This window comes from Glycomyces terrestris, assembly GCF_003933745.1.
GTDB lineage: Bacteria > Actinomycetota > Actinomycetes > Mycobacteriales > Micromonosporaceae > Glycomyces > Glycomyces terrestris.
This window is the reverse complement of the sequence record NZ_RSEB01000007.1, coordinates 110,675-124,399: the sequence shown is the minus strand read 5'-3', so window position 1 is coordinate 124,399 and position 13,725 is coordinate 110,675. Positions and strand designations below refer to the sequence as shown.

Below are 13,725 nucleotides of genomic sequence, written 5' to 3'. Positions count from 1 at the left end.
AGCCTCTGGGATAACGATTGCCGCGCCGGGCGCGGTGGATAGGGTGCACTGGTGAGCTACCTTCCCGCGGACGACCGCTACGAGTCCATGCCCTACCGCCGCTCCGGACGCAGCGGCCTCCGACTGCCCGCGATCTCCCTCGGCCTGTGGCACAACTTCGGCCACACCCGGCCGCTGGAGACCCAGCGCGAGATCGTGCGGCGCGCCTTCGACCTCGGCGTCACCCACTTCGACCTCGCCAACAACTACGGCCCGCCCGCCGGGAGCGCCGAGGAGAACTTCGGCCGCCTCCTCGCCTCCGACCTGAAGCCGTACCGCGACGAGATCGTCGTGTCCTCCAAGGCCGGGTACTACATGTGGCCCGGCCCGTACGGCGAGTGGGGCTCGCGCAAGAACCTCGTCGCCTCCCTCGACCAGTCGCTCGCGCGGCTGGGCCTGGACTACGTCGACGTGTTCTACCACCACCGGCCCGACCCGGACACGCCGCTGGAGGAGACCATGGGCGCGCTCGACGCGATCGTGCGCTCCGGCAAGGCCCTCTACGTCGGCGTCTCCAACTACACGTCCGAGCAGGTCAGGGCCGCCGCCGCGATCCTGCGCGACCTCGGGACGCCGCTGCTCATCGACCAGCCGCGGTACTCGATGTTCGACCGCCGCATCGAGGAGGACGGCCTGCTCGACGCGCTCGAGGAGGTCGGCGCGGGCTGCATCGTCTTCAGCCCCCTGGAGCAGGGCGTGCTCACCGACCGGTACCTCAAGGGCGTCCCGGCCGACTCGCGCGCGAAGACCAGCCACTTCCTGAACGAGGACAGCCTCGACGAGCAGACCATGTCGAAGGTGAAGGCCCTCAACGAGATCGCCGCAGCCCGCGGCCAGTCGCTGGCGCAGACCGCGCTCGCCTGGGCGCTGCGCGACGAGCGGATGACGAGCGTCATCATCGGCGCCAGCAGCGTGCGGCAGCTGGAGGACAACGTGGCCGCGACCGCGAACCTCGACTTCACCGCCGACGAGCTCGCCGCGATCGACGCCGCCTCGATCGGCTAGCGCCGCAACGGTGTTCGCGGGGCCGCCGGATTCCGGCGGCCCCGCGCTGCGTCTCCAGGTGCGTCTCCCGGTCCGGCTCCGGAGGCGGTGCGCCGCCAGGGGACCGGCCTTCGCGCCGTACCGCTCGGCCCCCGGCGGCGAGGTCGCAGACCCGCTGCGGCCCTTCGGTCACCGGAACGACCGGAGCGCCTCCTCCCCCGGCGGTTCCTCGGCCCGGATCAGGGCCTCGATGTCGCCCACCCGGTCCCAGGTGTTGACGGCCATGCCGGCGAGGACGCGCCCGGCCTTCGTCCAGAACACCGCGAACTCCAGCGACTCCAGGTCGCCGGAGACCACGACCTCGTCGTAGGCGTCCGGGCCGGCCACGAAGCCGAGGTACTCCATGCCGAGGTCGTACTGGTCGGTGAAGAAGTACGGCAGCTTGTCGAACGCCTCGTCCGAGCCGAGCGCGGCCTTCGCGGCGTGCACGCCCGTGTCGATCGCGGTCTGCCAGTGCTCCACCCGGATCGGGCGGCCGTAGTGCGGGTAGGGCGCGCTCGCGATGTCGCCCGCGGCCCACACGTCGGGGGCGCTGGTCCGCAGGGTCGCGTCGACGGCGACGCCGCCGCCGAGGTCCCGGCCGCGCAGTTCGAGCCCGCCCGCGGCGGCGAGGCCGGTGTTCGGGGCGACGCCGACCGCGACGAGCACCAGGTCCGCCTCGACCCGCTCGCCCTCGCCGGTCTCGACGCCGACCGCGCGGCCGTCCTCGCCGAGGATCTTCGCGACCTGGGTGCGCCGGCGCAGGTCCACGCCCTTGTCGAGGTGCAGCTGCGCGAACACGAGCCCCATCTCGGGCCCCAGGACCCGTTCGAGGGGCTGCGCGCCCATGCCGAACACGGTCACGTCCCGGCCGAGCTGCCGGGCCGACGCCGCGACCTCCATCCCGATCCACCCGTCGCCGACGATCGCGACCCGGCCCCCGCCGCCCTTGAGCTCGGCGGCGAGCAGGTCGGCGTCCTCGACGGTGCGCAGCAGGTGCACGCCCCGCAGGTCGCCGCCGGGCACCGGCAGCGCCCGCGGCGTCGAGCCGGTCGCGATCAGCAGCTTCGCGTAGTCGAGGCCGGTCCCGTCGGCCAGCGCGAGCCGGTGCGCCGCGGTGTCGAGCCCGGTGGCGGGGACGCCGACGCGCAGGTCGGCGTTGTGGCGGTACCAGTCCTCGTCGACGGTGAACAGGGCGGTGCGGTCGGCGTCGCCGCGGAGGTAGTCCTTGGACAGCGGCGGCCGCTCGTAGGGTCGGTGCGGTTCCCCGGTGACGACGACGAGGTCGCCTTCGTAGCCTTCGTCGCGCAGGGTCTGCGCGGCCTTGGAGGCGGCGAGGCCGCCTCCGACGATGACGAACGGTGCGTTGCTCATGTACGTCTCCTCACGCGTCGCCGGGCCGCTCGTGCGCGCGGCCCCCGGCGCCCCTCGGCGGTCGGTCCGCCTCCCATTCTTACGCCGAACGGGTGACCGCGGGAGGGCCTGGCGACACCCGCCGCGCCGAAGGTCTCAGTCCCCGCCCATATCGGGAAGCCCGGGACTCAACTCGGCCTTGAACCGGGGATGGACCCACAGGTACCGGCCCCGCTGCCGCACCCGGACGAGTCCGCCGAAGGCCGGATCCTTCGCTCGGATGAGACGGTGCAGTTCACGAAGCTCGTCGGCTCTGGAGTCGTAGTCCCCCACCCGGGCCTCCTTGAAGAACTGGTCCACGCTCGACCATTTCATTGACGAGAGATCGGTCATCGCGCGTCCGCGGCCACTTGCTCGTATGGGGACCGGATCCCCGGCGAGCCTCTGTGGCTGCACGACCCTGAGCAGGGTCGCCATTGAGAAGATCCACGTGCTGGCACTCAAGAACCACGGCAGGGAGAGGTTGAGTCTCACCACTCCGGAGAGCTGGTCCCCACTCAAGTCCCGGACCGGCATCCGCGAGTGCTCGCACCAGAGGACCACCTGAACGTCGAGGTGGAGGTCAGCGGCCGTCATCGGTTTGAGGGGTTCGAACGTGAATATCCGCGGCCCGTTGGACGCTTGGCTCTCGAATGCCCTGAGCATGTCCTGGAGTCCGGACTCGCATTGGCTGACCAGTCCAGCGACATCCGCGTGCTCGATTTCCTCTCTGAGGACCGCCTGTTCGAACCGGTCGATACGGGCTTTGAAGTCCGGGTCGAGCACTGCCTCGCTCACCTCCGCCAGTCGCACGTCGGGCGGAGCGTCTTCGGTGACACCGCTGAGCAGATCGCGAATCGACACGTCCTCGTCACACGAATTGCAGGTGATGTCCTGCTTCCCCTTCATGCGCCGGTTGAAGAGGCGCTCGACCTGCCACTGCCCTTGACGAGAGGCGTCGGGGTCGTTGCAGAAGCTGCCGCAGGTGACGAAGTTGTGCACCTTCACTCCCTGCCAGAACTCCTCGACATGAGCGCGCACTTCTTCAAGGATCATCGTGAGGAAGTATTCGGGGGCGACGGCCTTCACCGAGACCTGGAGCTGATCGCGCTGCAATCTGATCAGCGCTCTGCCGTGCATGCCGTTGTCCACGACGAGTCCGCCCGTCCAGTGGACGCTCTGCTCGTACCGCTCGCGGCCGAGCGAGAACTGGTGCAGCCGAACGATCAGGCGGTAGATCAGGCCCTCGGGAATGTGGAAGTTCTCCGAGGAGTCGCTGAACCTGCAAGTCCGGGTCTGCATCGGCAGTGCGCGTCCGTAGTCGTTCCAAGCTTCCATTGCGGGAGTGCGCGAGTCGACCAGCTGGGCGATGAGGCTCGTCGGCGGCCTTCCTCCGTGACCGCCTCCGCCGACCCGGTAGGAGATCTCATACTCCTCCATGAGCCGCAACAGGATGCGGTGGACGCGCTCCGGGTAGCGCAGGTGCTCGGGGTTCGTCGGGTCGTTCCAGATCTGATTGAGCCGGGAGTGCTCCACCAGACCGTGGTTCCGGACGGTCTCGAGGTCGTCGATGACGAGGCTCACCGCAGCACTGAGCCAGTCGCCCTTCAGGACCACGAGCTGATCGAGACCGGGGATGTTGGGGTAGTAGCACCAGTGGCCCAGGTGCGTGGCCACGGTCGCGAGGGTGCTCGCGGAGGATTCCGAGAGCCCGTACTCGGCTGCTCGGGCCAGGTAATCCTCGTAGTCCAGGTACGGTTCGGCCCCTCGGCGCAGATCTTCTTGGAGATGTCGCCAGCTGGCGGGGAGTCTCCGAGTGAAGTGCGGCAGACCCGATGCGGTGGCCGAGACCGCGGCCTGAAGCTCCTCGATGCCCTCGCCGGTCCTGCTGTCGACGTGGTGGAAGCCGACGATGACATCGCCGTGCGCCTGTCGCAGTCCGGTCTCGTCGATGTGCGCGAGCCGGTCCTTTGGACCGCCGTGAGTCGCGACGACATGGATGCGGACGTCATCACCGGCTCGGCGGCGGATCAGCTCGATCCATTCCCCGACGTTGTCCTGCCGCGGCCCGTGCCGCGGCTTCCAGACCACGAGATAGACGGCCGGCGAGGTGAAGAACAGCTGGTGGGTCGGCCGATAGGTCGGCTGGCCCCCGAAGTCCCAGGCGTTCAGGACGCATTCGTCGTCAGTCCCTCGGCCGAGCACCAGGGGGCTGACCTCGATGCCGTGCGTCGAAGACCGCTCCACCGTGAACGGTTCGCCCAGCATCGCCGAAAGCAGTGTGCTCTTGCCGACCGCGCCCTCGCCGACGAGCACGAGCTTCGCTTCGCGAATGGTCACTCCGTCGGTCGCGAGCTGTTCCAGGAAGGCCATGAGGTCCATGAACCCGCCTTCGTGGGCGGCGGCCACCTCGGGGGCGAGCGGATTGCCGTCGATCTCGAGCTCGGTCAGGCCCGGGATCGAGGACAGGCTGGCAGGGAGGGAGCTGAGGCGGTTGACGGCCGCGGAAAGCCGCGTCAACGCCGAGAGGTTTCCGACGGCGTCCGGGAGTGAAGTGAGCTGATTGCCTTCGAGTTCCAGGTCTTGGAGCGAGGTGAAGACGCCGATCGTTTCAGGCAGCGCCGTCAATCGGTTGTTGCCGAAGTTCATCGAAGTGAGCGCGGTGAGCTTGGTGATCGATTCCGGCAGCGCCGACAGCTGATTGTAGTTGCAGTCCAGACGGGTGAGTGCGGTGAGATCGCCGATCGAGGTCGGCAGTGTCGTCAGCCGGTTGAAGCTGAGGTCGAGCTCGGTCAGGGCGGTGAGGTTGCCGATCCATTCAGGGATGGTGTCGAGGTCGTTGGACCAGATGTTGAACTCGGTGAGCGAGACGAGCCCCCCGAGGGATTCGGGGAGAGCGCGGAGGTTGTTGCCGCGGAGCAAGAGTTTGCTCAGCGCGGACAGGCGGCCGATCCCTTCCGGTAGGGCGATGAGCCTGTTGTCCCTTGCATCGAGCGATTCGAGTGCGGTCAGGTCGCAGATCGAATCGGGCAGGGCGGGGAGTCGGTTGTCGCGCAGATCGAGACTGGTGAGCGAGACCAGCGCCCCTATGGATTCGGGGAGCGCCTCCAACCGGTTGGAGGGAAGGTGCAGTGTGGCGAGGGCCGTGAGGCTTGCGATCGACTCCGGCAGTCTGCGCACGTCGTTCATGTCGAATCGGAGTTCAGTGAGGGCGGTGAGCCCGCCGATCGTTTCGGGGAGTTCGCTCAGATCGTTGTCAGAGCAGCTGAGGCTGCTCAAATGCCGGAGATCGCCGATCGTGTCCGGAACGCGGGTGAGCCTGTTGCCGGAGAGATTGAGTTCGGTGAGTGCCGTCAGCGCACCGATCGAACCCGGCAGTGTCGTGAGTCGGTTGTCGCTGAGGTCCAGAACGGTCAATCCGGTGAGTGCACCGATCCATTCGGGGAGCGCGCGGAGGCAGTTGTCGGACAGGTCGAGGTCGCTCAGCGAGGTGAGGGCTGCCATCGACTCGGGGAGGCACTCGAAGTCGTTGTAGCTCAGACTGAGTTCGGTGAGTGAGATCAGGTGCGCGAAGGAGTCGGGGAGTTCGGAGAGTTCGTTCGAGCCGAGGTCCAGTTCGGTCAGTGAGGTCAAACGGCCGAACGACTCCGGCAGCACCGCAAGCCGGTTTCCGGTGAGGGTCAGCTCGGAGAGCGCCCGCATTTCGCCGATCGACTCCGGCAGCGAGACCAATCGGTTGCCGAAGAGATTGAGCTTGGTGAGCACTGTGAGTTCGCAGACCTCCTCGGGCAGTTCCGTCAGCGCCAGATCAGTGAGGTCGAGGGCGGTCTGCCTGGTGCGCTTGGCTTCTTGGATGCGGCTCAGGGCCTCGTCGAGCATCGAGAGGGCTCTTCCGGCTTGGAGACAGGAAATCTTCAGTGTAGTGAGGGATCGCCCCCGAAGGGATCCTCCGGGTCGGGCAGATCAGGGCTCGCGGACAGGACGGGTGGGTCACTCGTTGACGGTGGCGGTCATGATGGCGATCTCGTCGGCCATCTTCATGCCGATGGCGCCGAGGATCGCGCCGGGGACCGCCCAGACGGCCGCTTCGAGGACGGCGCTCCTGCCGTCGTTCCCCTGGATCATCGCGGTCATGACGTCGACGGCGGCCTCCAGTCCGAAGCCGACGAGGACGTATCCGGCGATGATGAGGAGGCGTCCGAAGCGGTCCTTCGCGCCTCTGCGGCGGGCGGCGCGCCAGATGTAGCAGCCGATGGTGAAGGTGACCGCGCCCCAGACGACGGTGGTCGCGCCTTCGCCGAAGGCCGCCGGGCCGTCGCCCGCGAAGGGGTCGGCGCGGTCGAAGAACGCGACGACCATGAGGACGCCTTGGAAGGCGACCCAGACACCGTAGGCGATGAAGGGCAGGCCGAGGAGGTAGAAGAGCGGGTTGGGCCGGTGCAGGACGGGGCCGTACGGGGGGTTGGGCACGATGATCGCCTCGATCCGGGGGTCGCCTGAGGCTCTTGGGTTTCCGCGGAGTCGCGGTGTTCTTCCAGGATACGGGCTATGGCGGCGCGGCGCTGGCCTCGATTTCGGCGCGTGTCACCGGTTCGGGTGACAGGGCGCGGTTTCGCGGATCGGGCCGGCGGGTCCTATGCCCTGGACGGGAGGTCCGGCGGCGGCCAGGCGGGCGGCCGTGCGGCGGGCTTGGTCGGCGGTCGGGAGGGCTGCGGCCACGGCGCGGAGGACAGCGGCGTCAGGGCGGCCGTCCGGGGCGGCGTGCAGGAGTCCGGCGCCCGGCTGGACGTGGTCGCGGAGCCGCTCGCCTGCGGCGCGGTGGTCGCGGGCCGGGGATCGGTGGGCCGCGGCCGGGCGGTCGGGCGGTCCCGGGGTGTCGGGTCTCCAGCCGCAGGCGCCATCGGTCTCCTCGCCGCTCGTGCCGGGCGCCTGCGCGTCCGGCTCCTCGGGTTCCCGCCCGAGGCCGGGCCGGGGCAGGATTCCGGAACCCAGATTAGGGTCATCGAGGGCGCGAAGAGGACGGTTCGGCAGATCGCGCGCGGGGCCGCGGTGAACCGGGCGGGCGGGTGCCGCGCCGGGCGCTCCGGCGGTCGAGGGCCGCGGCCCCGGCGTGATTACTTCTCGCGAATGAAGCGGGCGGGTCCGGAATCAGCCTCAAGCATGAGGATCGGGCCCGCGTCCGCACCTAGGGTGAAGTCATGTTGGAAATCAAGGACCTGCACAAGCGGTTCGGCGACACCGTCGCCCTCGACGGGGTGTCGCTCTCGGCCGCCCCGGGCGAAGTCGTCGGGTTCGTCGGCGCGAACGGGGCCGGGAAGACCACCACGATGCGCATCGCCATGGGCGTCCTCGCCGCCGACTCCGGCGAGATCGTCTACAACGGAGCGCCCCTCGGCGTCGAGCAGCGCCGCCGCTTCGGCTACATGCCCTCCGAGCGCGGCCTCTACCCCAAGATGAAGACCGGCGAGCAGGTCGCCTACTTCGGCGAGCTGCACGGCATGTCGAAGGCGGCGGCGAAGCGGTCGGCGGCCGAGCTGCTGGAACAGCTCGACCTGAGCGAGCGCATGGGCGACTTCGTCCAGGACCTGTCCCTGGGCAACCAGCAGCGCGTCCAGCTCGCGGTCTCCCTCGTCCACGACCCCGAGGTGCTCATCCTCGACGAGCCGTTCTCGGGCCTGGACCCGATCGCCGTCGACGTCATGGGCACCGCGCTCAAGGACCGCGCCGCGGCCGGCGCGCCCGTCATCTTCTCCAGCCACCAGCTCGACCTCATCGAGCGGCTCTGCGACTCCGTGGTCATCATCGGCAACGGCCGCATCATCGCCTCCGGGACCGTCGAGGAGCTGAAGGCCAAGGAGGTCAAGCAGCTGCGCATCAGCGTCGAGGCCGCCGAGGACCTGACCGCCCTCCTCCCGGGGACCGTCACCCGCGACGGCGACGACTACCTCATCGAGGACGGCGACGACCAGGAGGCGCTGCGCGTCGCCTCGTCCGCCGGGCGCGTCACCCGCTTCGCCTACGACCAGCCCACCATCGCCGAGATCTTCCGAGAGGCCGTGACCCGATGAGCAACCAGTCCGCCGAGACCTCGCGCATGCGCGGGCTCATGCTCGTGGCCGGGCGCGAGATCCGCGTCCGCGGCCTGTCCAAGGCGAACCTCGTCAGCCTCCTCGTCACCGTCGTCATCGTCGGCGTCCTCGCCGCGCTCCCGAGCCTCATCGGCGGGAACGAGGAGGACGCGGCGATCGGCCTCGCCGGCGAGAACGCCCCCGCGATGCAGGCCCAGCTGGAAGCCATGGGCGGCTTCGACATCACCGTGTACGACACCGCGGACGAGGCCGAGCGGGCCGTGGAGGACGAGACCGTCGAGGCGGCCGTCGCCGACGGCTCCCTCTACAGCCTCGACGGCGTCGGCAACGAGGTCGAGACCAAGATCGACGCCGCCTGGCAGGCCGCCAGCGTCCAGACGAACCTCGCGAACGCGGGCCTGTCCGACCAGGAGATCGCCGGCGCGCTCACCGTCGAGCCCCTCGAGTTCGTGACCCTCGAGTCCGGGGGCGTGCACAGCACGCTCGACTACTTCACCGGCCTGGTCATCTCGATCATCATGTTCATGATGCTCATGACCCCGGTGCAGTACATCGCCATGGGCGTCGTCGAGGAGAAGTCCAGCCGCATCGTCGAGATCCTCCTGACCAGCCTCAAGCCCTGGCAGCTGCTGGGCGGCAAGGTCATCGGCCTCGGCGTGATCTCCCTGGTCAACCTCGTCGCCATGGTCGCCGTCGGCCTCGGCGTCTCGGCCGCGACCGGCATGCTCGGCGACCTGCCGCCGGGCACCGCCGCCGCCGCGGTCTCCACGATCGGCTGGTGGCTCATGGCGTTCGCGCTCTTCGGCACCCTCGCCGGCGGCGTCGGCTCGCTCGTGTCGCGCCAGGAGGAGTCCGGGTCGGTCCTGACCCCGCTCATCATGTCGCTGACGCTCAGCTACCTGGGCGCGATCTTCCTGCTGAACGCGCCGACCAGCACGTTCGCGGAGGTCCTGTCGATCGTGCCGCCGTTCTCCGGCATCGCGATGCCCACCCGCATGGCGATCACCGAGGTCCCGGCCTGGCAGGTCGGCCTCTCCGCGGTGCTCCTGGCGGCCGCCGCGGCGGGGGCGCTCGCGCTCGGCTCGCAGCTGTACAAGCGCAGCGTCCTGTACACCGGCTCGCGCATGAAGCTCACCGAGGCGCTCCGCCGCGCCGCGTAGGGAAGGAACGCGGAAGGGCCCGGGAGGATCGCCTCCCGGGCCCTTCTCCGTGCGGGTCCGCTACTCCGTCAGGAACAGGAAGTAGCCGATCGAGGCGAGCATGAGCACCCAGGCGATCGGGTGGACTTCCTTCCAGCGGCCCTTCGCGGTCATCATGACCGGGAAGAACACCAGGCCGAGGGCGATGCCGTTGGAGATCGAGTACGTCAGCGGCATCGCGGCGACGATGAGGAACGCCGGGATCGCGTACTCGAGCTTCGCCCACTCGATCTCGCCGAGCGCCTTCGCCATGAGCACGCCCACGACGATGAGCGCGGGCGCGGTGACCGCCGGGTTGTTGGCGACCAGGCCGAACACCGGGAACGCCACGAGCGAGACGATGAACCAGAAGCCGGTCGTCACCGCGGTCAGGCCGGTGCGGCCGCCGACGGAGACGCCCGCGGTCGACTCGATGTACGCGGTGGTGGTCGAGGTGCCGAGGACGGCGCCCGCGGAGGTCGCGATCGAGTCGGTGGCGAGGGCCCGGCCCGCGCGCGGCAGCTTGCCGTCCTTGACCAGGCCGGCCTGGCCGGCGACGGCGAACAGCGTCCCGGCCGTGTCGAAGAAGTCCACGAACAGCATGGTCAGGATGACCGCGATCATGTGGACGGTGAACGCGTCCTCGAAGCCGGTGAAGGCCGCGCCGAACGAGTCGAGGTTCGGGGTGAAGCCCTCGGCGAGCTGGAAGTCGATGACGCCGGTGACCAGGCCGAGGACCAGGGTCGCGAGCATGCCGTAGAACACGCCGCCCTTCCAGCCCAGGACCATGAACACGGCGGTGGCGGCCAGGCCGAACACGGTGAGCAGGACCGTGCCGGAGGTGAAGTCGCCGATCGTCACCAGCGTGGCCTCGGAGCCGACGACGATGCCGCCGCCCTTGAGGCCGATGAACGCGATGAACAGGCCGATGCCCGCGCCGACGGCGAGCTTGAGCTGCGCCGGAATCGCGTTGATGATCGACTCGCGGGCGCCGGTGACGGCCAGGATGAAGAACAGCACGCCCGAGACGAGCGTGCCGGTGAGCGCGGTCTGCCACGGGATGCCGAGGGTCAGGACCACGGTGAAGGCGAAGAACGCGTTCAATCCCATGCCGGGGGCGGTGGCGATGGGGTACTTGGCCCACAGGCCCATGACGAGGCAGCCGAGCGCGGAGGCGAGCGCGGTCGCGGTGAAGACCGCGCCCGGGTTCGGCGCGTCGACCCCGGCCTCGGAGAGGCCGAAGCTGAGGATGCCGGGGTTGACCGCGAGGATGTAGGCCATCGCCAGGAACGTCGTGGTCCCTGCCAGGACCTCGCGCTTCCAGTTGGTCTTGTTCTCGGTCATGCCGAAGTACTTGTCGAGGCGCCCGGGCTCGGGCGTCTCGTTCTTCTTCTCTGTGGCTTCAGTGGCCATGTGGCGGGCACTCCTGTGCAGGCGTGGTGGATGCCGGGCAGCAGGCACCTCGGGAAACAGGGTAAGGGCAGGTACTGAACCTGCGGGTAATGTACCGGGTCCGCCACGGAAAGAGAAGCGAGCGGGGCGCGAAGTTGCGAGTTTTACACACTCTTCACAGGCCGCGGAAAGGCGACGCCCCGGAGCCAAGGGGGGGACGGCTCCGGGGCGTCGACTTAGGGTCGAGCCCCCGGTGGCAGGATTCCGGGGGCTCGACAAGGACCGCACCGTCAAGCAGCGGGCGGTAGTTCGGAGGTCTCGTCCCGGTGCGAACGCGCCGGGCTCCCTGCCCTGAGACAACTGCTAAACGCGGCGGCGTCTTGTGCGGTTGCATAACGGTTGGATAACGGGCCAGGATTTTTTCGGAGCCCGCGCCCGCGCCCGCCTACTCCTCGTCGGCCTCGGTGCGGCGGCGCATGACCACCATGATCACGATCCCCGCGAGCACCGCGACCGCGGCCCCGACCAGGATGTACGTGAGCGACGAACCGGTCGTCGGCAGCGCCGACCCGGCCGGCGACGTGGCCGGAGCGCCAGGGGCGGAGCTGGTCTGGGACGGCGCCGGGCTGGACGCGGCCGGACTCGACGACTCCTCGGCGGAGGTGGTCTCTTCTTCCGAGGTCGTCTCCTCTTCGGAAGTGGTCTCCTCCTCGGAGGTCGTCTCTTCTTCCGAGGTCGTCTCCTCCTCGGAAGTGGTCTCCTCCTCAGAGGTGGTCTCTTCCTCCGAAGTCGTCTCCTCCTCTGAGGTCGTCTCCTCTTCGGAAGTGGTCTCCTCTTCCGAAGTCGTCTCTTCCTCAGAGGTGGTCTCCTCTTCGGAAGTGGTCTCCTCCTCAGAGGTCGTCTCTTCCTCCGAGGTGGTCTCCTCCTCAGAGGTCGTCTCTTCCTCCGAAGTCGTCTCCTCCTCGGAAGTGGTCTCCTCGGACGAGCTGGTCGGGTCCTCGCTCGGGGTCTCCTCCCCCGGGGGCTCCTCGGTCGCCGGGCAGGCGTGGGTCAGGTTGAAGTAGTCGCGGTCGTTGCCGCCACCGTTCCCGTTCCCGTTGCCGCCCTTGCCCTTGTCCTCTTCCTCGTCCCGCTTGATGTCGGCTGCGGCGTCGATGAGCGTGAGCCCGGCGGGAGTGATGATGTACGCCTTGTTGTCGCCCGAACCGGAGACGATCCCGCCGTCGTCGTCGGTGTTGTAGCGCAGGGTGTTGCCGTCCTCGTCCTGGAAGACGGCCTCGATGTAGAGGAAGTTCCCGTCGGCGCCGACCGAGGAGGGCAGGACGAAGACCCAGCCGTCGAGCCAGTCCTCGGTCTCGCCCGGGATCTGGTCGCAGGACTGGTCCTCGAAGTCCGCGGCGGTCGTCGGCACGTTGCCCGGGTTGATGTCGATGGTCTCGGTGTTCCCCGCCAGCGCGGGGACGGCGAAGGCGAGCGCGACGGCTCCCGCCAGGCCGGCGGCCGCCGCGGCGCCGGCGGCCTTCTGTCGGCGTGTGAATCTCAAAGGACTGCGCTCCGTGATGGGTGGTCGGAGGTGTCGAACGTGCCGGGTATCGACTGCGCCTTGGGCCAGGCGCTGGCGAGATGATCACGCAGGCGGGGGCGCGGCAGTTGCGCTCCGAACGGATGGTTCCGGAATTCGTCCGAACGGCTGACCTGCCAATCCACCGCGAAATCGGCGAAAGACGACGGCGTCCCCGGGGCTCGGCCCCGGGGACGCCGTTCTCAGGTGCCTGGACCTACCAGTCCTGGGCCTCGCGGCGGCGGCGCATGATCATGAACAGCGCGGCGCCGCCCGCGGCCAGGGCCGCGGCGGAGACGAGGGCGATGGTCAGCGGGGTGCCGGTGGTGGGCAGGGTCGTGCCGGGCGTGGTCGACTCCTCGCCGCTCGGGGTCTCCTCGCCGGGCGAGGTCGGCTCCTCGCTCGGGGACGAGGGCTCCTCACCGGGGCTTGAGGGCTCCTCGCCGGGGGTGCCGGCGCAGGCGTGCGTGAGGTTGAAGTCCGCGCCCTCATCGGGGTCGTTCACCTCGGCCTCGGCGCCGACCAGGGTCAGGCCGGCGGGCGTGATGATGTACGCCTTGTTGTCGCCCGAGCCGGAGACGATCCCGCCGTCGGCATCCGTGTCGTAGTACACGGTGTCGCCGTTCTCGTCCTCGAACTCGGCGATGATGTAGAGGAAGTTCCCTTCGGCCCCGGCGGATGCGGGAAGCACGAAGACCCAGCCGTCGACGTTCTCGCCGAGGTCGTCGGGCAGGTTGTCGCAGGACTGGTCCTCATGGTCGGCGGCGGTCGTGGGGACGTTGCCCGGGTTGATGGGGATGGTCACGACCTCGGCGTGGGCCGGGGCGGCGAAGGCGAGCGCGCCGACGACGCCGGCGGCCGCGGCGAGGCGAAGGGATGAGAAGGGCTGCTTGAATTCCACGGTTGGAAAGCTCCGTATTCCGTCTGCCAAGGGAAACGAATGTGCCGGATTCGTGATGGGCATTCAGATCACGCGCACCGCAAAAGAGAAGTTGCATCACGATTCCATGACGATGGCGGTGCGACCGCGGCCGAGCAGGATCGTAGATCC

General features: G+C 69.0%; 9 protein-coding genes. 3 read left to right on the top strand and 6 right to left on the bottom strand.

What is annotated here, in order from left to right; translation table 11 throughout:
- Positions 1-51: 51 nt before the first annotated feature.
- On the top strand, positions 52-1,044 hold the full coding sequence (mgrA, locus tag EIW28_RS21820) for an L-glyceraldehyde 3-phosphate reductase (RefSeq protein ID WP_125249835.1): 993 nt from the start codon (positions 52-54) through the stop codon (positions 1,042-1,044).
- Between the two features lie 168 nt (positions 1,045-1,212).
- On the opposite strand, the gene EIW28_RS21815 is transcribed toward mgrA, so the two are convergent.
- The 3 genes from EIW28_RS21815 to EIW28_RS21805 all read right to left on the bottom strand — a co-directional run bounded on the left by EIW28_RS21815 (position 1,213) and on the right by EIW28_RS21805 (position 6,924).
- On the bottom strand, positions 1,213-2,436 hold the full coding sequence (locus tag EIW28_RS21815) for an NAD(P)/FAD-dependent oxidoreductase (RefSeq protein ID WP_125249834.1): 1,224 nt from the start codon (positions 2,434-2,436) through the stop codon (positions 1,213-1,215).
- A gap of 135 nt (positions 2,437-2,571) precedes the next feature.
- Positions 2,572-6,333, bottom strand: coding sequence for a leucine-rich repeat domain-containing protein (locus EIW28_RS21810; RefSeq protein ID WP_125249833.1), 3,762 nt, complete (start codon positions 6,331-6,333; stop codon positions 2,572-2,574).
- Between the two features lie 111 nt (positions 6,334-6,444).
- Positions 6,445-6,924, bottom strand: coding sequence for a hypothetical protein (locus tag EIW28_RS21805; protein ID WP_125249832.1), 480 nt, complete (start codon positions 6,922-6,924; stop codon positions 6,445-6,447).
- 728 nt (positions 6,925-7,652) lie between these two features.
- Between EIW28_RS21805 and EIW28_RS21800 the strand changes: the two genes are divergently transcribed.
- Entirely contained in the window at positions 7,653-8,522 is an 870-nt protein-coding gene (locus EIW28_RS21800; RefSeq protein WP_125249831.1) for an ABC transporter ATP-binding protein, read from the top strand.
- Complete coding sequence (locus EIW28_RS21795) at positions 8,519-9,703, top strand: ABC transporter permease (RefSeq protein ID WP_125249830.1); 1,185 nt, start codon at positions 8,519-8,521, stop codon at positions 9,701-9,703. The genes EIW28_RS21800 and EIW28_RS21795 overlap by 4 nt, the downstream gene beginning before the upstream one ends.
- A gap of 60 nt (positions 9,704-9,763) precedes the next feature.
- Here the strand turns inward: EIW28_RS21795 and EIW28_RS21790 are convergent, their stop codons facing one another.
- The 3 genes from EIW28_RS21790 to EIW28_RS21780 all read right to left on the bottom strand — a co-directional run bounded on the left by EIW28_RS21790 (position 9,764) and on the right by EIW28_RS21780 (position 13,575).
- Positions 9,764-11,134, bottom strand: coding sequence for an NCS2 family permease (locus EIW28_RS21790; protein ID WP_232014122.1), 1,371 nt, complete (start codon positions 11,132-11,134; stop codon positions 9,764-9,766).
- A 424-nt stretch (positions 11,135-11,558) separates the two neighbouring features.
- The gene (locus EIW28_RS21785; RefSeq protein WP_125249829.1) at positions 11,559-12,656 is read right to left on the bottom strand and encodes an LPXTG cell wall anchor domain-containing protein; all 1,098 of its coding nucleotides are present in this window, start codon (positions 12,654-12,656) and stop codon (positions 11,559-11,561) included.
- 235 nt (positions 12,657-12,891) lie between these two features.
- A complete protein-coding gene (locus EIW28_RS21780) occupies positions 12,892-13,575 on the bottom strand; it encodes an LPXTG cell wall anchor domain-containing protein (RefSeq protein ID WP_158630497.1) in 684 nt (227 codons plus the stop codon).
- Between the last annotated feature and the right edge of the window lie 150 nt (positions 13,576-13,725).

Coding starts and splice junctions, on each gene's coding strand:
- EIW28_RS21815 (WP_125249834.1), bottom strand. CDS start 2,436: ATGAGCAACGCACCGTTCGTCATCGTCGGAGGCGGCCTCGCCGCCTCC.
- EIW28_RS21810 (WP_125249833.1), bottom strand. CDS start 6,333: ATGCTCGACGAGGCCCTGAGCCGCATCCAAGAAGCCAAGCGCACCAGG.
- EIW28_RS21800 (WP_125249831.1), top strand. CDS start 7,653: ATGTTGGAAATCAAGGACCTGCACAAGCGGTTCGGCGACACCGTCGCC.
- EIW28_RS21795 (WP_125249830.1), top strand. CDS start 8,519: ATGAGCAACCAGTCCGCCGAGACCTCGCGCATGCGCGGGCTCATGCTC.
- EIW28_RS21790 (WP_232014122.1), bottom strand. CDS start 11,134: ATGGCCACTGAAGCCACAGAGAAGAAGAACGAGACGCCCGAGCCCGGG.